We start from the raw sequence: 19663 nt of genomic DNA, 5'->3' as shown, positions 1-19663 counted from the left end.
CAAGGGGAGGACGCGCCGTGAGGCGTACGAGGGGCGGGAGCGCGGCCGCCGTCGCGCTGGTGTTCGCGGTGGCCGGATGCACGGAGCAGACCACGGGGTCCGCGGGCCCCCAGGAGACCGGCGGGAAGTCGGGCGCCGCCCTCACCGCCGCCGAGTCGCTGCCGGTGAAGGGCCGGGCGCCGAAGACGGGTTACGACCGGGACCGCTTCGGCACCGCCTGGGCGGACACGGACTCCAACGACTGCGACACCCGCGACGACATCCTCCGACGGGACCTGGAGGACGTGCGGTTCACCGACGGCGACTGCAAGGTGTCCTACGGCGTCCTCGACTCGGACCCCTACTCCGGCAAGCACGTCGTCTACCGGCGCGGCCGCAGCCAGGTCGACATCGACCACGTCGTCGCGCTCTCCGACGCCTGGCAGAAGGGCGCCAAGTACTGGAACGCCGGCAAGCGCATAGCCCTCGCCAACGACCCCCTCAACCTCATCGCCGTCGACGCGAGCACCAACCGCGCCAAGGGCGACGGCGACACCGCGACCTGGCTGCCGCCCAACAAGGGCTACCGCTGCACGTACGTCGCCGCGCAGGTCGCGGTGAAGAAGAAGTACCAGCTGTGGGTCACCGCGGCCGAGAAGGCGGCGATGGAGAAGGTGCTCAGGACCTGCCCGGGCCAGAAGCTCCCCTCGGGCGGCAACCCGACCGAGGCACCGGCCCGCTTCCACGCGAACTGACGCGTGGTGCGAACCGGCGGCCGTACAGGGCGGTCAGGGCTGCCGAGGCCGGCTACCGCGCGTACGGGTATCCCTGGCCGTACGGCTGACCCGGCTGCGGGCCGGGCATCGGCATCGCTCCGTACGGCTGCTGACGCGGCAGCGGGCTGTCGAACTCGGCGAACAGCAGCATGATCGTCCCGATCAGCAGGGTCAGGACGATGACGGAGCCCAGGATCGCGTCGCCGTCGTCGTTGGAGAGGCTGAGCCAGGGGATGGTGATCAGCTCGTAGAGGACGAACGAGCAGAAGGCGCCCCAGTCCGACCCGCGGCCGCGGCGGATCGCCACGTACAGGAACGGCACCCACGCCAGCAGGCCCAACGACCCCCACACCAACACCGACCAGGCGATCCGCTGCAGCCAGCCGGCTTCCAGACGCTTGACCGTCACCATGGCGACCCCCATCCCCCGAAGCACTCGCGCCGCGGTACGCGTAAGGCGGCGCAGGCAGCAAGAGTAGGGCACGGAGGGGCGAGAACGGGCCATGGGCTGCCTTTGCCGAGGCATGAGGGAAACTTGTGGCCGCCGATAGGCTGCGTTTCCCGATCGGAGGGACACCGTCGGTTACGGTGCGATCCGCATCGGGCGCCGCGCGACAGGGCCGCGACAGGTCAGTGTCGTACGCCGCGCCGTCTCGGGGGCTCTGCAGAACCGGTTTTGGCGGACGTACGCCGTCGTGGACGCGACGCCGTACGACGCTCAGGCGCGTACGCACGCAGGCGTACGCATGAAGGGGTGGGGATGGCCGAGCACCGGCAGTCCAAGAAGCGCAGGTACCTCACGTGGGCGGTGGCCGGCGCGGCCGTCGTCGCGGGGGCCGGGATCGCGGCGCAGACCTCGATGGCGGCCACCACCTGGCCCGCCCAGAAGACCTACACCGGCCGCGCCTTCGACACCTGCGCCGCGCCCTCGCTGAGCGCGATGAAGGCATGGCACACCGGCTTCTACGGCGCCGCCGCCGTCTACATCGGCGGCAAGAACCGGGGCTGCAGCCAGCCCAACCTCACCGCGTCCTGGGTGAAGTCGGTCAACTCCGTCGGCTGGAAACTGATCCCCCTCTACGTCGGCGCCCAGCCGCCCTGCCAGAGCGGCTCCAACCCGGAGAAGCTCACCGCCTCCACCGCCGCCTCACTCGGCGCGACGGACGCGGCCGACGCGGTGGCCAAGGCGTCGGCGCTCGGCATGAAGGCCGGCAGCCCGATCTACCTCGACATGGAGCCGTACGACGTGACGAACACGTCGTGCAACGACGCGGTGCTGACGTACGTCCGCTCCTTCGACAAGACGCTGCGGGCCAAGACGTACCGCGCCGGTTTCTACGGCTTCACCAGCTCCAGCGCCAAGGCCATCGCCACGGCGAAGGACAAGACGGACCTGCCGGGCAACCTCTGGTACGCGCTGTGGGACAAGCAGAACACCACCACCGCCGACTGGCCGTGGGGGTCCACGCAGTACACCGGCCACAGCCGCGGCCACCAGTACATGGTGAACAGCAAGGAGACGCGGGGCGGGTACACGATCACCGTCGACCGCGACGCCTGGGACGCGCCCGTCGCCATCGTCGGCTGAGCCGCCCGCGCCGCGGCGGGGTCGCGGCGGTGCCCGAAGTCCTGGTGAATCGTTGGTCGAATGGGTTGGCCACAGCCGACCCACTGCCTACCATCGATCATCGCAAGACTTTGTGCACCGTCGCACAATCTCCTCGGGAGGCTTCCTTGCACCGCCGCCGTCGCACCGCGCTCCTCCTCTCCGCCGCGATCGTCGCCGCGGCCCCCGTCCTGACCGCCTGCGGAAGCGACGCGCATCCGGGCGCGGCGGCCGTGGTCGGCGGCCAGCGGATCACCGTCTCCCAGCTGCAGAGCCGCGTGAACGAGGTACGCGCTGCACAGCGCGCGGCGGTGCGCAGCGACGCGCAGTACCAGCAGGTCCTCGCGCAGACCGGCAGCCTCACCCGCGACACCCTGCACGGCATGGTCCTCGACCGGGTGCTGCACCGCGCCGCCGAGGACGCGGGCGTGACCGTGTCCCGCAAGGAGATCCAGCAGATGCGCACCGGCCTGGAGCAGCAGGTCGGCGGGGAGAAGGCGCTGCAGACGGCCTGGCTGCAGCAGTACGGCGTCGCCCCCGAGCGCCTCGACGACAACCTCCGCCTGCAACTGGAGGCCCAGAAGCTCGCCCGGTCGCTCGGCACGAACACCGGCCAGCCCGCGTTCTGGAAGGCCCTCTCGCAGACGTCGAAGGAACTCCACGTCGACCTCAACCCGCGCTACGGCAGCTGGGACGTGCAGAAGAGCAGCCGCGTCGACGCCAGGACGCCGTGGCTGCGCGAGGTCACCTCCTCGACGGCGTGACGGCGACGCAGGACGGTCGCCCGCCCTGTGGATAACTTCGGGGGGTGTCGGTGGCGTGGGTTACGTTCGGAGGGTGAACGCAACCAGCTCCGACGCCACGCCCGGCCGTATCGTCCTGCTCACCACCAGCCACCGCGTCGCGCCCGGCCTGCTGTCCTGGCCCGCCTGGCAGGCCCTGCACGCCGCCGACCGGGTGCTGTGCGCGGACGGCGCGCACCCGCAGCTTCCGTACCTGCGGGAGGCCGGGATACGGGTGGACGAGGCGTCCCCGACCGCCGAGGAACTGGTCGGCGCCTGCGCGGGCGGGCGGACGGTCGTCGTGGTCGCCACCGGCGAGGGCGAACCCGCCCTGACCGACGGCCTCGCGCGCCTCGCCGGCTCCGGGCGCGTCGCCATGCCCGAGCTGGAACTGCTGCCCGCCTCCTACGACCTGCCGGGCGCCCGCCTCCTCGACCTGGTCCAGGTCATGGACCGCATCCGCGCCGAGTGCCCGTGGTCGTCCCGGCAGACGCACAAGGGCCTGGCGAAGTACGGCATCGAGGAGGCGTACGAACTCGTCGAGGCGATCGAGGACGGCGACCGGGACGAACTCCGTGAGGAACTGGGCGACGTGCTCCTCCAGGTCGTCTTCCACGCCCGCATAGCGGAGGAGGACCCGGACGCCCCCTTCTCCATCGACGACGTGGCCGCCGGGATCGTCACCAAGCTCATCCACCGCCACCCCCATGTCTTCGGGGACGAGACGGCCACGACCCCGGAGGAGGTCAAGGAGCACTGGCTGCGCACCAAGGCGGTCGAGAAGCGGCGCACCTCCCTGACCGACGGCGTCCCCCTCGGCCAGCCGGGTCTCGCCCTCGCGTCGAAACTGGCCTCCCGGGTGCGCACGGCGGGCCTCACGGTGCCGCCACCGGCCGGCGAGGGCATCGGCTACGACCTCCTCGCGATGGCGGTGCGCGCGGAGGCGGAGGGCGTCGACCCCGAGGCGGCCCTCAGAGCGGCGGCCCGCGCCTACCGGGACGCGATCCGCGAGGCCGAGGGCACGCCGACGGAAGGCTGACGCCAACGGGGCGGGACCGCCCAGCGGGGCGGGACTGCCCACTGGGGCGGGACTGCGGAGGGCCGGCACCCGTGGCTCCTCGGCCGGGCACCCGTCGGCTCCTCGGCGGCTCCCCCGGCCCGGCACCCGTAGCTCCCCGGTCCGGCGGCCTCGTCGCTCAGGCGCGGTGCGACCGTGCCCGTGGGCGCGAAGGTCGTCACGTCGTCCGGGCCCGGCCCGGGACGCACACCGGCCGCGCCCAGGGCTCGGGCGCCCATTGGCCGCGCCCGGTGCTCGGGCGCTCGGGTACGCGTCGGTCGCGCCGGGCGGCGCGGTCGCGGTTGCGGTCGCGGTCGTGAGGGCGGGGCGTGCGCGGGTGCGCCGCCCGGCGGTCGTCCGTGGCTGCGGGGCCCCGCGTCTGCCGGGACGCGATCCGCGAGGCCCTACCGGCGCGCTCCTGGAAGTGGGCGCGCTGTCCGGGCCCGGCCCGGAGCGCGCGCCGGTCGCGCCGGGGGCTCGGGTGCGGTCGCCGTCGCCGTCGCCGTCGTGATGGCGGGCGTGCGCGGGTGCGCCGCCCGGCGGTCGTCCGCGGCTGCGGGGCCCCGCGGCCACCAGTACGCGATCCGCGAGGCCGAGGGCACGGAGCCGGAGGGCCGACGGATACCGTCGAGGGGTGACCGACCAGCCCACCGCCGACTCCGCCGCCCCCGAACTCTTCAGCTGGGAGTTCGCCACCGACCCCTACCCGGCCTACGCCTGGCTGCGCGAGCACGCGCCCGTGCGCCGCACACGGCTGCCCAGCGGGGTGGAGGCATGGCTGGTCACCCGGTACGAGGACGCCCGGCAGGCCCTGGCCGACCAGCGGCTGAGCAAGAACCCGGCGCACCACGACGAGCCCGCGCACGCCCGGGGCAAGACCGGCATCCCCGGGGAGCGCAAGGCCGAGCTGATGACGCACCTGCTCAACATCGACCCGCCGGACCACACCCGGCTGCGCCGGCTGGTCAGCAAGGCGTTCACGCCGCGCCGCGTGGCCGAGTTCGCGCCCCGGGTGCAGGAGCTGACCGACACCCTCATCGGGCGGTTCGCCGGCCGCGGCCACGCCGACCTCATCCACGAGTTCGCCTTCCCGCTCCCCATCTACGCGATCTGCGACCTGCTCGGCGTCCCCCGCGAGGACCAGGACGACTTCCGGGACTGGGCGGGGATGATGATCCGTCACGGGGGAGGCCCGCGCGGCGGGGTCGCCCGGTCGGTGAAGAAGATGCGCGGCTACCTCGCCGACCTCATCCACCGCAAGCGGGCGGCGTTGCCCGCCGAACCCGCCCCCGGCGAGGACCTCATCTCCGCCCTGATCCGCGCCTCCGACCACGGCGAGCACCTGACGGAGAACGAGGCGGCCGCCATGGCCTTCATCCTGCTGTTCGCCGGTTTCGAGACGACCGTCAACCTCATCGGCAACGGGACCTACGCGCTGCTGACCCACCCCGCCCAGCGATCCCGCCTCCAGCGCTCCCTCGCCGCGGGCGAGCGCGGCCTGCTGGAGACCGGCGTCGAGGAACTCCTGCGCTACGACGGCCCGGTGGAGATCGCCACCTGGCGGTTCGCGACCCGGCCGCTGAGCATCGGCGGGCAGGACATCGCCGCCGGCGACCCCGTGCTGGTCGTCCTCGCCGCGGCGGACCGGGACCCGGAGCGGTTCGCCCAGCCGGACACCCTCGACCTCGCGCGCCGCGACAACCAGCACCTGGGGTACGGCCACGGCATCCACTACTGCCTCGGCGCCCCGCTCGCCCGCCTGGAGGGCCAGACCGCGCTCGGCACGCTGCTGACCCGCCTCCCGGACCTCCGACTCGCCGTGGAACCAGCCGAGTTGAGGTGGCGCGGCGGCCTCATCATGCGCGGACTGCGCACCCTGCCGGTCGAGTTCACCCCTCCGGAACCAGAGGGCCGGAGTCCCAGAACATGACACGCACTCAACTTCGTGATCTTCATGTGATCTGTGCGGCATCAACTTGTGACAAGTGATCGTCTGCCTATACCTTCACCCATCAACGCGGCTGCTTCGAACACTCTTTGCCGCGTGGGTCACCGCTGTCTCGCGAAAGGTCTCCGCATGCTCTCCGGGAACGGTCGTCACCGTCGCCCCCGCCAGGCTCCGGCTCTCCTCGTCGCGGCCGGAGTGACCGGCTCCGCCATCGCCATCCCGCTCCTGGGCGCCTCCGCCGCGAACGCCGCCGACGGTTCGACGTGGGACAAGGTGGCGGAGTGCGAGACCGGCGGCTCCTGGAGCGAGAACAGCGGCAACGGCTTCTCCGGCGGCCTGCGGCTGTCCCAGGAGGACTGGGAGAAGTACGGCGGCCTCGACTATGCGCCGAGCGCCGACCTGGCCAGCCGCAACCAGCAGATAGCAGTCGCCGAGAAGATACTCGCCGACCAGGGTGTCGGCGCCTTCGCCACCTGCGGGCTGACCTCCGGGCTCGACAAGGACAAGGGCGCGGCCGACATCGACACCGGAATCGGTGACGACTCGTCCGACTCCACCGGCGCCACCGACTCCACCGGCCTGTCCAACGGCTCGTCCGGCGCGTCGGGTGACGCGTCCGGCGCGGCCTCGCCCTCGGACGCCCCGTCCGACGCCTCCGCGTCCCCCGGGGCGTCGAAGGGCTCCTCCAGGGCAACGGACAAGCCCGCCAAGTCCGACAAGTCGGCTTCGCCGTCCGCCTCCCCGTCCGCGTCGCGGACGTCCGACGGCTCACTCGACGAAACGGCTGAAAGCGACGACACGGACAACTCGGAGCAGATGGTGGGCTCCTGGAACCTCGTCGACACCGGCTCCCTTGACGCCGGCGGTGCCGGCGGCGACACCGGCACCGGCCGCCACCGCGGCGGCAGCGCCGACGAGGCGGCGAACGGCCGCTCCACGGAAGCGTCCTCGGGCCGTCATGCCGCGCGCACGGACGCCGACGACGGCGACGCCTACACGGTCCACGCCGGCGACACCCTCGCCTCCGTCGCGGACACCCTCGACGTCGACGGCGGGTGGCGCGAGCTCTACGCCCTGAACAAGAAGGCGATCGGTGCCGACCCGAGCCGCATCGTCCCCGGTCAGACCCTGCGAGTCGGGGCGGAAACGGGCGAAAACTAGCGGGAGTTGACGTCCGCTTTCGCTGTGGAATGTCCGGTTTGGTGAAAGTGTGGGATGAGTCTCAGAGGCCCTGATCGTCTTTGAAATCCGGTGGATTCCGTGTCTACGGTCATGACCGCTCGCCAACGCGGGCCCCGGCTGCCGCAACGCCGAATCCTGCCAGCGGCCGTCCGGGAACAGTCGTCGCGTCAAGCGCCGTAGGCAGGAGCGGGGGACCCAAGGTAGGCGCCGGGCCCGGCCCTTGAGGGGTGGGAACGGCTAGGGGTGGAGCCGCGCACCGGGAGGTGGGCGGCCGGGCAACTCAACCGGCCCGAACCCGACAGCTCACCTCGCAGGCGTCGGTGAGGGGATCAACCATGCTGTTTTCCGGCAAGGGCAAGCACCGTCGTCCGACCGTTCTCCAGCGCTCCACCCGCGCCGTCGCCGTCGCCGGTGTCACCGGCGCCGCCGTCGCCGCCCCGCTGCTGGCGGCCGGCAACGCCTCCGCCGCCACCGCCTCCGAGTGGGACGCCGTCGCCCAGTGCGAGTCCGGCGGCAACTGGTCCATCAACACCGGCAACGGCTACTACGGCGGCCTGCAGTTCTCCGCCTCCACCTGGGCCGCGTACGGCGGCACGCAGTACGCCTCCACCGCCGACCAGGCCAGCAAGGCGCAGCAGATCGCCGTCGCCGAGAAGGTCCTCGCCTCCCAGGGCAAGGGCGCCTGGCCGGTGTGCGGCACGGGCCTGTCCGGCGCCTCCTACGACGGCGCCGCCGGGGCACCCTCCTCGTCGTCCTCTTCGTCGTCCTCCTCGTCGAGCGGCGGCACCGCCTCCCGCTCCACCGAGCAGCAGAGCGCCTCCCGCTCCACCGGGCGCCCGGCCGTGAAGTCGCAGAAGACCGTCACCACCCCGACCGGCAAGAAGGTCAAGAAGGGCGACGGCGAGTACAAGGTCGTCAAGGGTGACACGCTCTCCTCGATCGCCGCGGAGCACGACGTCAAGGGCGGCTGGAAGAAGGTGTTCCGGCTGAACAAGGACATCGTCGAGGACGCCGACCTCATCTACCCGGGCCAGCAGCTGCACCTGAAGTGACAGCCGCCCGGTAGCCGGACCACAGGCCCCGCACAGCCGCGTCCCCCACAGTGGACCGCCATGGGGCCGCCCCCGGCCCCATGGGCTCCCCGCCCCGGTGCGTGTTCCCCCGTACGCACCGGGGCGGGGTTTTTCTTCGCCCGCCGGCGCCCGGTGTGCACGCGTTGTTCACCTCGCTTTGTTCCGGGGGTGAACAATAGGTACCGTCTGACCTTGTCCACGGGACGGTCGGTCGGCTGCCGACGGCCCCGGGACGGTTAGGCTCTAGTCGCAAGGCTGCAAGACGGGCCGTCAGGCCCAAGTGCCCCGCACTACCAGCGTCACATCCACGAAGGAGATGCTCGTGCCGTCCATCGACGTCGTCGTAGCCCGGGAAATCCTGGACTCCCGAGGCAATCCCACGGTCGAGGTCGAGGTCGGCCTCGACGACGGCAGCACGGGTCGTGCCGCCGTCCCCTCCGGCGCCTCCACCGGCGCCTTCGAGGCCATCGAGCTCCGTGACGGCGACCCGAACCGTTACCAGGGCAAGGGTGTCGAGAAGGCCGTCCTCGCCGTCATCGAGCAGATCGGCCCGGAGCTGGTCGGCTACGACGCCACCGAGCAGCGCCTGATCGACCAGGCGATGTTCGACCTGGACGCCACCGACAACAAGGGCTCGCTCGGCGCCAACGCCATCCTCGGCGTCTCGCTCGCCGTGGCCCACGCCGCCTCCGAGGCCAGCGACCTCCCCCTCTTCCGCTACCTGGGCGGCCCCAACGCGCACCTGCTGCCGGTGCCGATGATGAACATCCTGAACGGCGGCTCGCACGCCGACTCCAACGTGGACATCCAGGAGTTCATGATCGCCCCGATCGGCGCGGAGTCCTTCTCCGAGGCACTGCGCTGGGGCACCGAGGTGTACCACACCCTGAAGAAGGTCCTGAAGTCCAAGGGTCTGGCCACCGGTCTGGGCGACGAGGGCGGCTTCGCCCCGAACCTCGGCTCCAACCGCGAGGCCCTCGACCTCATCCTGGAGGCGATCAAGGAGGCCGGCTACACCCCCGGCGAGCAGATCGCCCTCGCCCTCGACGTCGCCGCCTCCGAGTTCTACAAGGACGGCAAGTACCTCTTCGAGGGCAAGGAGCGCTCCGCCGCCGAGATGACGGAGTACTACGAGGAGCTCGTCGCGGCCTACCCGCTCGTCTCCATCGAGGACCCGCTGTTCGAGGACGACTGGGCCGGCTGGAAGGTCATCACCGACAAGCTCGGCGACAAGGTGCAGCTCGTCGGCGACGACCTGTTCGTCACCAACCCCGAGCGGCTGGCCCGCGGCATCGAGGAGGGCACCGCCAACGCCCTGCTGGTCAAGGTCAACCAGATCGGCTCGCTGACCGAGACCCTGGACGCCGTGGAGCTCGCCCAGCGCAACGGCTTCAAGTGCATGATGTCCCACCGCTCCGGCGAGACCGAGGACGTCACCATCGCCGACCTGGCCGTCGCCACCAACTGCGGCCAGATCAAGACCGGCGCCCCGGCCCGCTCCGAGCGCGTCGCCAAGTACAACCAGCTGCTGCGCATCGAGGAGATCCTCGACGACGCCGCGGTCTACGCCGGCCGCAGCGCCTTCCCGCGCTTCAAGGGCACCCAGATCTCCAAGGGCTGACCCCGGCGCGGCCGCTCACGAGCCGGTCGTACGTACGTCCCCGTACGCGGTCCCGTACCGTGTGCGGGGACGTACGCGCGTGTGAAGGGGAGGCGGGGACATGGCCGGCAGGGACCGCGACCGGTTCTCCACCACGACCAGGATCAAGCTGCTCGGCGAGCAGACGGCGGCCCGGGTCTACCGCTCGCAGACCAGACGCCAGGCCCGCCGCTCCCGGCTGACCAGCCGGGCGGCGCTGCTCGCCCTCGTCGTGTGCACCCTGGTCGTCGCGCTCGCCTACCCGATACGGCAGTACGTCTCCCAGCGCGCCGAGATCGCCGACCTGGAGCGGCAGAAGCAGCAGGCCCGGGAACGGGTCGGGCAGCTGCGCGACCTCAAGGCACGCTGGAAGGACGACGCGTACGCCGAACAGCAGATCCGGCAGCGGCTGCACTACGTGATGCCGGGCGAGACGGGCTACGTCGTGATCGACCCGGGCGCGGCCCGGCGGTCCCGCGCCGGCCGGACGGCGGCCGACCGCTCCTGGTACTCCAACGTCTGGTACGGCGTCGACAGGTCCGACGCCGCCGCCCAGTGACCCGACCGACACTCGAGAGAGACTTTCGCACAGGCATGGAAACGCCCCCGCCGACCACCCCGCGCACCGAGCCCACCGACGCGGACGTCGAGGCCTTCAAGCAGCAGCTCGGGCGGCCGCCGCGCGGACTGCGCGCGATCGCGCACCGGTGCCCGTGCGGGCAGCCGGACGTCGTGGAGACCGCGCCGCGGCTGCCCGACGGCACCCCCTTCCCGACGCTGTACTACCTGACGTGCCCCAAGGCGAACTCCGCCATCGGCACGCTGGAGGCCGAGGGCGTGATGAAGGAGATGACCGAGCGGCTGCGCACCGACCCGGAGCTGGCCGCCGCCTACCGCGCCGCGCACGAGGACTACATCCGGCGCCGCGATGAGATCGAGGAGCTGACCGGCTTCCCGAGCGCGGGCGGCATGCCGGACCGGGTGAAGTGCCTGCACGTCCTGGTCGCCCACTCGCTGGCCGCCGGTCCCGGCGTCAACCCGCTCGGTGACGAGGCCCTGGCGATGCTGCCGGAGTGGTGGCGCAAGGGAGCGTGCGTGACGGCCGCGGAGGGGGAGCAGCGATGACCCGGGTCGCCGCCGTCGACTGCGGTACGAACTCCATCCGGCTCCTGGTCGCCGACGCGGACCCGGAGACCGGCGAACTGGTCGAGCTGGACCGGCGCATGACGATCGTGCGGCTCGGGCAGGGCGTCGACCGCACCGGCCGGCTCGCCCCCGAGGCGCTGGAGCGGACCTTCGCCGCCTGCCGCGAGTACGCGGAGATCGTCAAGGAGCACGGCGCCGAGCGCCTGCGCTTCGTGGCCACCTCCGCCTCCCGGGACGCCGAGAACCGGGACGAGTTCGTGCGCGGGGTGCTGGACATCCTGGGCGTGGAGCCGGAGGTCATCACCGGGGACCAGGAGGCGGAGTTCTCCTTCACCGGGGCGACCAGGGAGCTGGCCGGCAGCGACCACCTGGACAGGCCGTACCTGGTCGTGGACATCGGCGGCGGCTCGACCGAGTTCGTGGTCGGCGACGACCACGTGCGGGCCGCACGGTCCGTCGACGTGGGCTGCGTGCGGATGACCGAGCGGCACCTGGTGCGCGACGGGGCCGTGACCGACCCGCCCTCCGCGGAGCAGATCGCGGCGATGCGGGCCGACATCGAGCGGGCCCTGGACCTCGCCGAGCGGACGGTGCCGCTGCGCGAGGCGCGCACCCTGGTCGGACTCGCCGGTTCGGTGACCACCGTGTCGGCGATCGCGCAGGACCTGCCCGAGTACGACTCCGCGCGCATCCACCACTCCCGGGTCTCCCGCGACCGGGTCCGCGAGATCACCGAACGGCTGCTGCACTCCACCCACGCGGAGCGCGCGGCCGTCCCCTCCCTGCATCCCGGGCGCGTGGACGTCATCGCCGCGGGCGCCCTCGTACTGCTGTCGATCATGGAGCGGATCGGCGCGGAGGAGGTCGTCGTGAGCGAGCACGACATCCTCGACGGCATCGGATGGTCTTTGGCCTGACCGCCTACAGGTCGCGGTGGACGTCCCGCCGGTCGCCCACCTTGACGACGAGGATGACGAGTTCACCATCGTTGATCTGATAGGCGACCCGGTAGCTTCCGACCCTGAGCAGGCGGAGCCCGGACGGGCCGGTGAGTTTCTTGACGTCGGCGTCCTCGCGGTACGGGTCGTCACCGAGCGCGGTCAGCGCGGTCAGGATGCGCATGGCGTCGGGGCGGCTGATGGCCCGGAGCTGCCGCTGCGCCGCCGTGGTGAACCGGAAGGCGGATTTCACGCCGCGTCGCCGTCGTGCTCGGTGAACAGATCCGCCAGTAGTTCCGCCATCGTCACGGTGGGACCGCCCTCGGCCAGGACCGCTTCGGCTTCGCGCGCCAACATCACGTCGGCCGCTTCCTTCAGCGCCTCGAAGTCCGCGATCGGAACCACGGCCGCCACCGGAGCGCCGTTGCGCGTGATGACGGTCGGAACGCCTTCCTCGGCCCGGTTGATGTGGTCGGCGAGGTGCGCGCGGGCTTCCCGTACGGTCACGGTGTGCTCAGTCACGAGATCAGTGTGCGCATTCACGTGTACACGCGGCGCCGGCTCGGGGAGTCGCGTTCGGGAGCGATCCTCGACGGCATCGCGTGGCCGGTCGCCCAGGGGTGCCCGGCCGGTGTTCCGGGTCTCTTTCCTACTGATCAGTAGCTCTCGGCTGAGCAGGTCGGATAGCGTATGAGCGGGTCCCGGAGGGCCCCGACGGGCCCCTCGGGGGCGGGTCGCCGGGAAAGTTCGTGAAGTTCTTCACAAGGAATTCGGCTCCGCCGGTGCGGGAAAAGGCCCTCGTCGGCCCTCCAGAGGGGTCGAAAGGCCCTTGAACATGTTCAGAAGGGTGGTGTAGAGGGGTGGTGAGCACCGGATCCGCGAGGGTGTTTCGGAGGTCTCACGCAGCCCCCTCCGAGCCGGAGAGGCAGCTCACGCGGCATTGACAACGGTCCGGCCGGCGTGAAGGTTCCCCCACTCCGCGATGGCCTGCGCCAAGTGAGCGGGGGAGGATAACACAGCCCCCGCAGAAGCTTGTGAAGGGGCGCACGAGCCACCCCCCTGGGGCGGGTGGATACTCGATGCCATGAGCACCACGGAGCGTCCCAGGATCCTCGTAGTAGGCGGTGGGTACGTAGGCCTGTACGCAGCTCGGCGCATCCTGAAGAAGATGCGCTACGGCGAGGCGACCGTCACGGTCGTCGACCCCCGGTCGTACATGACCTACCAGCCCTTCCTCCCCGAAACCGCCGCCGGCAACATCTCCCCGCGCCACGTCGTCGTCCCGCTGCGGCGCGTGCTGCCGAAGGCGGAGGTGCTCACCGGCCGGGTCACCACCATCGACCAGGACCGCAAGGTCGCCACGATCTCCCCGCTGGTCGGCGAGTCGTACGAGCTGCCCTTCGACTACCTGGTGATCGCCCTCGGCGCGGTCTCCCGCACCTTCCCGATCCCCGGCCTCGCCGAGCAGGGCATCGGCATGAAGGGCATCGAGGAGGCCATCGGCCTGCGCAACCACGTCCTGGAGCAGCTGGACAAGGCCGACTCCACCACCGACGAGGAGATCCGCCGCAAGGCGCTCACCTTCGTCTTCATCGGCGGCGGCTTCGCCGGCGCGGAGACCATCGGTGAGGTGGAGGACCTGGCCCGCGACGCGGCCAAGTACTACAAGAACGTCTCCCGCGAGGACATGCGGTTCATCCTCGTCGACGCCGCCGACAAGATCCTTCCCGAGGTCGGCCCGAAGCTCGGCCAGTACGGCAAGGAGCACCTGGAGAGCCGGGGCGTGGAGATCTACCTCTCCACCTCCATGGACTCCTGCGTCGACGGCCACGTGGTGCTGAAGAACGGCCTCGAGGTCGACTCCGACACGATCGTGTGGACGGCGGGCGTCAAGCCCAACCCGGCGCTGTCCCGCTTCGGTCTGCCGCTCGGCCCCCGCGGCCACGTCGACTGCGAGCCCACGCTCCAGGTCAAGGGCACCGACTACATCTGGGCCGCCGGCGACAACGCCCAGGTGCCCGACCTCGCCGGCCGCAAGGCGGGCAACGAGAACGCCTGGTGCCCGCCGAACGCCCAGCACGCCCTGCGCCAGGCCCGTGCCCTCGGCGACAACGTGATCTCCGGCATGCGGGGCTTCCCGCAGAAGGAGTACAGCCACGCCAACAAGGGCGCGGTGGCCGGTCTCGGCCTCCACAAGGGCGTCGCCATGATCGTCATGGGCAAGATGAAGATCAAGGTCAAGGGACGCCTCGCCTGGTACATGCACCGCGGATACCACGGCCTGGCCATGCCGACCTGGAACCGCAAGATCCGCGTCTTCGCGGACTGGACGCTCGGCATGTTCCTCAAGCGCGAGGTCGTCGCCCTCGGCGCGCTGGAGTCCCCGCGCGAGGAGTTCTACGAGGCCGCCAAGCCGGCGCCGGTCGCCGCCGCGCCGAAGACGGAGAAGACCGGGGAGAAGGCCAAGGCCTCCTGACCCTCGCCCGGCCGGTCTGACGCCGGAGGACCTCCCGCCATCCGTGGTGCGGGAGGTCCTCCGGCGTTTCCGCGCGTTTGCGCGACCGCCGCCCCCGCCCGGGACATCCGCCGGCCACCGGCTTTTTTCCCAGCCGTAACGCCAACGGGGGAGTGCGCGGCCGCGCCGCCGGTGTTTACGTGGTGCTGGACATTCCGGGATCGCCCGTCACGGAGGTGTGTGCCATGGCCGACGCCGCGCCGCGGTTGAGGAACTTCGTCGAACAGTTGCTGGGAGTGCCGTTCCCGTTGCGCGTCCGCGCCTGGGACGGTTCACAGGCGGGGCCGCCGGAGGCGCCCGCCCTGGTCGTGCGCAACCGCCGGGCCGTGCGCCGCCTGCTGTGGAAGCCGGGCGAGCTGGGGCTCGCCCGCGCCTGGGTCGCCGGCGACCTGGACGTCGAGGGGGACCTGTACGTCGCGCTCGACGCCATCTCCGGACTGGTGTGGGACCGCGGGGAGGACGCCCGGGGCCTCGCCGAGACGCTGCGCGACCCCCAGGCGCGGGCCGCCGCCCGCGGACTCGTCCGGCTCGCCGGGCTCCCGCTGCCGCCCGCCCCGCCTCCCGAGGAGATCCGCAGGCCGCGCCACCTGCACACCAGGCACAGCGACCGACGCGCCGTCAGCCACCACTACGACGTCGGCAACGACTTCTACGAACTCGTCCTCGGCCCGTCCATGGTCTACTCGTGCGCCTACTGGGAGGACGGCGGCACCCTCGAGGACGCGCAGCGCGACAAGCTCGAACTGGTCTGCCGCAAGCTCGCCCTGAGGCCCGGTCAGCGCCTCCTCGACGTCGGCTGCGGCTGGGGCTCCATGGCGCTGCACGCCGCCCGCGAGCACGACGTGAGCGTCGTCGGCATCACGCTCTCGCAGGAGCAGGCCGCCTACGCCCGCAAGCGCGTCGCCGACGCGGGGCTGACCGACCGGGTCGAGATCCGCGTGCAGGACTACCGCGACGTCGCCGACGGCCCGTACGACGCAATCTCCTCCATCGGCATGGCCGAACACGTCGGCGCCGAGCGGTACCTGGAGTACGCCGAGACGCTGCACCGCCTCCTCAAGTCCGGCGGACGGCTGCTCAACCACCAGATCGGCCGGCCCCCGCGGCGCGACGAATCGGGCTACGCCGTGGACGAGTTCATCGACGCCTACGTCTTCCCCGACGGCGAGCTCGCCCCCGTCGGCAGCACCGTCACGCAGCTGGAGCGGGCCGGGTTCGAGGTGCGTGACGTCGAGTCGCTCCGCGAACACTACGCCCTCACCCTGCGCCGCTGGGTGGCCAACCTGGAGGACGGCTGGGAGCGGGCGGCCGGCCTCGTCGGACCGGGGCGCGCCCGGGTGTGGCGGCTGTACATGGCCGCCTCCGCCGTCGCGTTCGAGCGTCACGGCATCGGCGTCAACCAGGTGCTGGCCGTGAAGACCCCCGACTCCGGCGCCTCCGGGATGCCGCTGCGCTCCCGCACCTGGAACTGAGCACGGCAGGAGGGGCCCCGCCTCCCGGCGGGGCCCCTCCTGCCGCAGCGCTGCCCGGCAAATCGGCTGTGCCGCTGTGCCGCTGTGCGGCTGTGCGGCTATTCGGCCTTGATGGCCGCCAGGGTGTTCAGCCGGGCCGCGCGGCGGGCCGGCCACAGCGCCGCCAGCACACCGACCGCCGCGGCCAGCAGCAGGAAGACGCCCATCCTCGCCCACGGCAGGACCAGTTCGTACGTCGGCATCTTCGTGCCCAGCAGCTCACCGGCCGCCCAGCCGAAGAACACCCCGAGCCCGATGCCGAGCACACCGCCGAACAGGGAGATCACCAGCGACTCCAGACGGACCATCCGCTTGACGCCCCGGCGGTCCAGGCCGATCGCGCGCAGCATCCCGATCTCCTGCGAGCGCTCGAAGACCGACATGGCCAGGGTGTTGACGACCCCGAGCACGGCCACGATCACCGCCATCGCCAGCAGCCCGTAGAGCATGTTCAGCATCAGCGTGAACATCTGCGCGACGGTGTCGGAGAGGTCCTTCTTGTCCTGGACCTTGATGGCCGGGTTGGTGCCGAGGGCCTTCTCCAGCCGGTCCTTGGCGGCGCCGGACGCGCCGCCCGCCGTCTTGACCAGGACCTGCATGTCCGCCGGGTCGCTCAGGTGCGGGGAGAGCAGGGAGTCGTCCAGCATGATGCCCCGCATCAGCTGGTTGCCCTCGTAGACACCGGCGACCGTCAGCCGCTCGCCCTTGCCGTCCTCGAAGTGCGCGGTGAAGGACGAACCCGCCGTCCAGCCGTGCGACTCGGCGGTGTCGGCGTCGACGACGACCCGCGCGCCGTCCACCGTGAAGGAGCCGTCGTCGACCTTCAGGTCGGTCAGCCCGCCGATCGCCTTCCCGTTCACGCCGGTCAGGTACTCGGTCCGGCCGTCGATGCGCGAGGGGGCGTTGCGCAGCGGGCTGATGGCGGTGACGCCCTCGGTGACGGCCAGCTTCCGGGCGACGTCCGGCGACAGCTCGTTGCCGTTGGCCATGGAGACCACGTAGTCGGCCTCCACGGCGGACGCCGCCATCCGGTCGATCGACCTCTGCAGGCTGCCCGCCATCACCGTCATGCCGGTGATCAGGGTCAGCCCGATCATCAGCGCGGAGGCGGTGGCCGCCGTACGGCGCGGGTTGCGCAGCGAGTTCTGGCGGGCCAGCTTTCCGGAGACGCCGAACAGCCGCAGCACGGGCGCCGCCGCCGCGATCAGCGGGCGGGACAGCAGCGGGGTCAGCACGAACACGCCGATGATCAGCAGCACCGCGCCCAGGCCCATGGGGGCCTGCCCGTCCGTGCCGTCCATCGTCGTGGCCGCCAGCACCACGGCGACGCCCGCCGCGGCGAACAGCGCGCCCAGCGTGTTGCGCAGCACCAGCGACTTGGCCGTCGCCTTCGCGTGCACGCTGCTCATCGCGGCGACCGGCGGGATCTTCGCGGCCCGGCGGCCGGGCAGCCAGGCCGCCAGCACGGTGACCACGACACCGACCGTGAGGGCGGCGGCCACCGTGGCGGGGGAGATCACCAGGGGCCCGTCGGGGACGGTGGCGCCCAGCGTGCCCATCAGGGAGCGCAGCCCGGCGCCGATGCCGACGCCGGCGGCCAGACCGGTCACCCCGGCGACCGCGCCGACCACGAACGCCTCGACGAGCACCGACCGGGTGACCTGCCGGCGCGAGGCGCCGACCGCGCGCAGCAGCGCCAGCTCCTTGGTGCGCTGGGCGACCAGCATGGTGAAGGTGTTGGCGATGATGAACGTGCCGACGAACAGCGCGATGCCCGCGAAGACCAGCAGGCCCTGCTTCAGCCCGCTCATCGAGGAGGCGATCATCTCCGCCTGCTCGTCGGCCAGTTGCCGGCCGGTGGTGGTCTCGGTGAGTTCCGCGGGCAGGGCCTTGTCGAGCGCGGCCTTCAGCGCGGTCTGGGAGGTGCCGGAGGCGGCCGTCACGTCGATCTCGTCGTACGTGCCCGCCTTGCCGAACAGCTTCTGGGCGGTGGCCGTGTCGAACAGGGCCAGGCTGCCGCCGGCCGCGACGTTGCCGTCGTCGGTGGTGAAGATGCCGCTGATCACCGGCTTCAGCACCGGTCCGTCGACCGAGATCCGCACGGTGTCGCCGACCCGGTAGCCGGCCCGCCGCGCGGTCTCGGCGTCGATGGCGATCCGGTTCTCGCCGTGCGGGGCGGAGCCGGACGTCAGCGGGTAGCGCGGGTCCTCGTCGCCCCAGTAGTTGCCGCCCTCGGAGCGGAAGCCGCCGCCGATGAGCTTGCCGTCCTTGCCGGCGATGGCGGTGAAGCCGTTCACGACGCCGATCGCGTCCGCGGCCCCCGGCACCCGGGCGGCGGTGTCGAGCATGGCCCGGGTCAGTTCGGGCGTCCTGCCGATCCGGTCGCCCTGGTCCGCCCGGGACCTGGGCTGCACGGCCACGTCGACCCGGTCGAAGCCCTTGGCCGAACTCTTCTGGTAGGCGTCGGAGATGCTGTCGGTGAAGACCAGGGTGCCGGACACGAACGCCACGCCGAGCATCACGGCGAGCACGGTCATCAGCAGCCGGGCCTTGTGCGCGAGCACGTTGCGCAGGGCGGTGCGGAACATCAGCTGGTACGGCCCTTCGCGTCGAAGCGCTTCATGAAGTCCAGGACGGCGTCCGCCGTCGGACGGAGCATCTCGTCGACGATCCGCCCGTCCGCGAGGAACACCACCCGGTCCGCGTACGACGCGGCCACCGGGTCGTGGGTCACCATCACTACCGTCTGCCCCATCTCCCGGACGGAGTTGCGCAGGAAGCCCAGCACCTCGGCGCCGGAGCGGGAGTCGAGGTTGCCGGTCGGCTCGTCGCCGAAGATGATCTCGGGCCGCGCGGCCAGGGCGCGGGCCACGGCGACGCGCTGCTGCTGGCCGCCGGACAGCTGCGCGGGGCGGTGGCCGAGCCGGTCGCGCAGACCGACCATGTCGATCACCCGGTCCAGCCACTGCCGGTCCGGCTTGCGGCCCGCGATGTCCATCGGGAGGGTGATGTTCTCCAGCGCCGTCAGCGTCGGCAGCAGGTTGAACGCCTGGAAGATGAAGCCGATCTTGTCCCGGCGCAACTTGGTGAGCTGCTTGTCCTTCAGCGAACCCAGCTCGGTGTCGCCGATGCGCACGGAGCCCGAGGAGAAGGTGTCCAGCCCGGCCACGCAGTGCATGAGCGTGGACTTCCCGGATCCGGAGGGTCCCATGATCGCGGTGAACTCGGCCTGCCGGAAGTCGACCGAGACCCGGTCGAGGGCGACCACCTGGGTCTCGCCCTGTCCGTAGGTCTTCGACAGGTCCGTGGCGCGTGCGGCCACGGCGGCGGCGGTGCGGCCGGCGACGGGTGTGGTGGTCACGGGATGGCGCTCCTCGCGGGACGGCGGATGAAAGGGGACGGAAGTCCATCGTCGTCGCCGCAGGCGGCCGTGGAGTCAGCCGCTGTTCCGGTTGTCGGGGCAGACTCCGGTCGGACCCCTCGCCGCCGTGTCATACCTGGGGATGACGTC

18 protein-coding genes and 1 riboswitch are annotated in these 19663 nt (G+C 71.7%); of the genes, 13 read left to right on the top strand and 5 right to left on the bottom strand.

Annotated features, from left to right (window positions below; all coding sequences use genetic code 11):
• Nucleotides 1–17: 17 nt before the first annotated feature.
• A complete protein-coding gene (locus tag ACH4ZX_RS30335) occupies nucleotides 18–734 on the top strand; it encodes an HNH endonuclease family protein (protein ID WP_398279595.1) in 717 nt (238 codons plus the stop codon).
• 52 nt (nucleotides 735–786) lie between these two features.
• Here ACH4ZX_RS30335 and ACH4ZX_RS30330 read toward each other — a convergent pair whose 3' ends face one another.
• Nucleotides 787–1167 (bottom strand): hypothetical protein, encoded by a 381-nt coding sequence (locus ACH4ZX_RS30330; RefSeq protein WP_398279592.1) that lies wholly within the window; start codon nucleotides 1165–1167, stop codon nucleotides 787–789.
• 348 nt (nucleotides 1168–1515) lie between these two features.
• Here ACH4ZX_RS30330 and ACH4ZX_RS30325 point away from each other — a divergent pair, with 348 nt between their 5' ends.
• The 10 genes from ACH4ZX_RS30325 to ACH4ZX_RS30280 all read left to right on the top strand — a co-directional run bounded on the left by ACH4ZX_RS30325 (nucleotide 1516) and on the right by ACH4ZX_RS30280 (nucleotide 12105).
• On the top strand, nucleotides 1516–2343 hold the full coding sequence (locus ACH4ZX_RS30325) for a glycoside hydrolase domain-containing protein (protein ID WP_398279589.1): 828 nt from the start codon (nucleotides 1516–1518) through the stop codon (nucleotides 2341–2343).
• 146 nt (nucleotides 2344–2489) lie between these two features.
• Nucleotides 2490–3125 (top strand): SurA N-terminal domain-containing protein, encoded by a 636-nt coding sequence (locus ACH4ZX_RS30320; protein WP_398279586.1) that lies wholly within the window; start codon nucleotides 2490–2492, stop codon nucleotides 3123–3125.
• Nucleotides 3126–3198: 73 nt separating this feature from the next.
• Nucleotides 3199–4182 carry a nucleoside triphosphate pyrophosphohydrolase gene (locus ACH4ZX_RS30315; RefSeq protein WP_398279583.1) on the top strand — a complete coding sequence of 328 codons (984 nt, stop codon included), beginning with the start codon at nucleotides 3199–3201 and terminating at the stop codon, nucleotides 4180–4182.
• Nucleotides 4183–4834: 652 nt separating this feature from the next.
• Nucleotides 4835–6130 (top strand): cytochrome P450, encoded by a 1296-nt coding sequence (locus ACH4ZX_RS30310; protein WP_398279580.1) that lies wholly within the window; start codon nucleotides 4835–4837, stop codon nucleotides 6128–6130.
• A gap of 147 nt (nucleotides 6131–6277) precedes the next feature.
• Nucleotides 6278–7309, top strand: coding sequence for a transglycosylase family protein (locus ACH4ZX_RS30305; protein ID WP_398279577.1), 1032 nt, complete (start codon nucleotides 6278–6280; stop codon nucleotides 7307–7309).
• 183 nt (nucleotides 7310–7492) lie between these two features.
• Nucleotides 7493–7662, top strand: a riboswitch (cyclic di-AMP (ydaO/yuaA leader).
• Nucleotides 7663–7665: 3 nt separating this feature from the next.
• Nucleotides 7666–8382, top strand: a complete 717-nt coding sequence (locus ACH4ZX_RS30300; RefSeq protein ID WP_398279574.1) for a transglycosylase family protein — start codon at nucleotides 7666–7668, stop codon at nucleotides 8380–8382.
• A 337-nt stretch (nucleotides 8383–8719) separates the two neighbouring features.
• The gene (gene eno, locus ACH4ZX_RS30295; protein ID WP_360743767.1) at nucleotides 8720–10024 is read left to right on the top strand and encodes a phosphopyruvate hydratase; all 1305 of its coding nucleotides are present in this window, start codon (nucleotides 8720–8722) and stop codon (nucleotides 10022–10024) included.
• 100 nt (nucleotides 10025–10124) lie between these two features.
• The gene (locus tag ACH4ZX_RS30290) at nucleotides 10125–10601 is read left to right on the top strand and encodes a septum formation initiator family protein (protein ID WP_398279571.1); all 477 of its coding nucleotides are present in this window, start codon (nucleotides 10125–10127) and stop codon (nucleotides 10599–10601) included.
• Between the two features lie 35 nt (nucleotides 10602–10636).
• Nucleotides 10637–11167: a DUF501 domain-containing protein gene (locus tag ACH4ZX_RS30285; RefSeq protein WP_360743773.1), complete on the top strand. Its 531-nt coding sequence runs from the start codon at nucleotides 10637–10639 to the stop codon at nucleotides 11165–11167.
• On the top strand, nucleotides 11164–12105 hold the full coding sequence (locus tag ACH4ZX_RS30280; RefSeq protein ID WP_398279568.1) for an exopolyphosphatase: 942 nt from the start codon (nucleotides 11164–11166) through the stop codon (nucleotides 12103–12105). The genes ACH4ZX_RS30285 and ACH4ZX_RS30280 overlap by 4 nt, the downstream gene beginning before the upstream one ends.
• Before the next feature lie 4 nt (nucleotides 12106–12109).
• On the opposite strand, the gene ACH4ZX_RS30275 is transcribed toward ACH4ZX_RS30280, so the two are convergent.
• Together ACH4ZX_RS30275 and ACH4ZX_RS30270 are read right to left on the bottom strand one after the other, a co-directional pair.
• Nucleotides 12110–12379, bottom strand: a complete 270-nt coding sequence (locus ACH4ZX_RS30275) for a type II toxin-antitoxin system RelE/ParE family toxin (protein ID WP_398279565.1) — start codon at nucleotides 12377–12379, stop codon at nucleotides 12110–12112.
• Complete coding sequence (locus ACH4ZX_RS30270) at nucleotides 12376–12648, bottom strand: type II toxin-antitoxin system Phd/YefM family antitoxin (RefSeq protein ID WP_398279562.1); 273 nt, start codon at nucleotides 12646–12648, stop codon at nucleotides 12376–12378. The genes ACH4ZX_RS30275 and ACH4ZX_RS30270 overlap by 4 nt, the downstream gene beginning before the upstream one ends.
• 562 nt (nucleotides 12649–13210) lie before the next feature.
• Between ACH4ZX_RS30270 and ACH4ZX_RS30265 the strand changes: the two genes are divergently transcribed.
• Nucleotides 13211–14602 carry an NAD(P)/FAD-dependent oxidoreductase gene (locus ACH4ZX_RS30265; protein WP_398279559.1) on the top strand — a complete coding sequence of 464 codons (1392 nt, stop codon included), beginning with the start codon at nucleotides 13211–13213 and terminating at the stop codon, nucleotides 14600–14602.
• A 224-nt stretch (nucleotides 14603–14826) separates the two neighbouring features.
• Entirely contained in the window at nucleotides 14827–16113 is a 1287-nt protein-coding gene (locus ACH4ZX_RS30260) for a class I SAM-dependent methyltransferase (protein ID WP_398279556.1), read from the top strand.
• Between the two features lie 98 nt (nucleotides 16114–16211).
• On the opposite strand, the gene ACH4ZX_RS30255 is transcribed toward ACH4ZX_RS30260, so the two are convergent.
• Nucleotides 16212–18740: an ABC transporter permease gene (locus ACH4ZX_RS30255; protein WP_398279553.1), complete on the bottom strand. Its 2529-nt coding sequence runs from the start codon at nucleotides 18738–18740 to the stop codon at nucleotides 16212–16214.
• A complete protein-coding gene (locus ACH4ZX_RS30250; protein ID WP_398279550.1) occupies nucleotides 18740–19513 on the bottom strand; it encodes an ABC transporter ATP-binding protein in 774 nt (257 codons plus the stop codon). The genes ACH4ZX_RS30255 and ACH4ZX_RS30250 overlap by 1 nt, the downstream gene beginning before the upstream one ends.
• Between the last annotated feature and the right edge of the window lie 150 nt (nucleotides 19514–19663).

It is taken from the genome of Streptomyces sp. NPDC020490 (assembly GCF_044335305.1).
Classification (GTDB): Bacteria; Actinomycetota; Actinomycetes; order Streptomycetales; family Streptomycetaceae; genus Streptomyces.
This window is presented reverse-complemented; position numbering and strand designations above follow the sequence as displayed.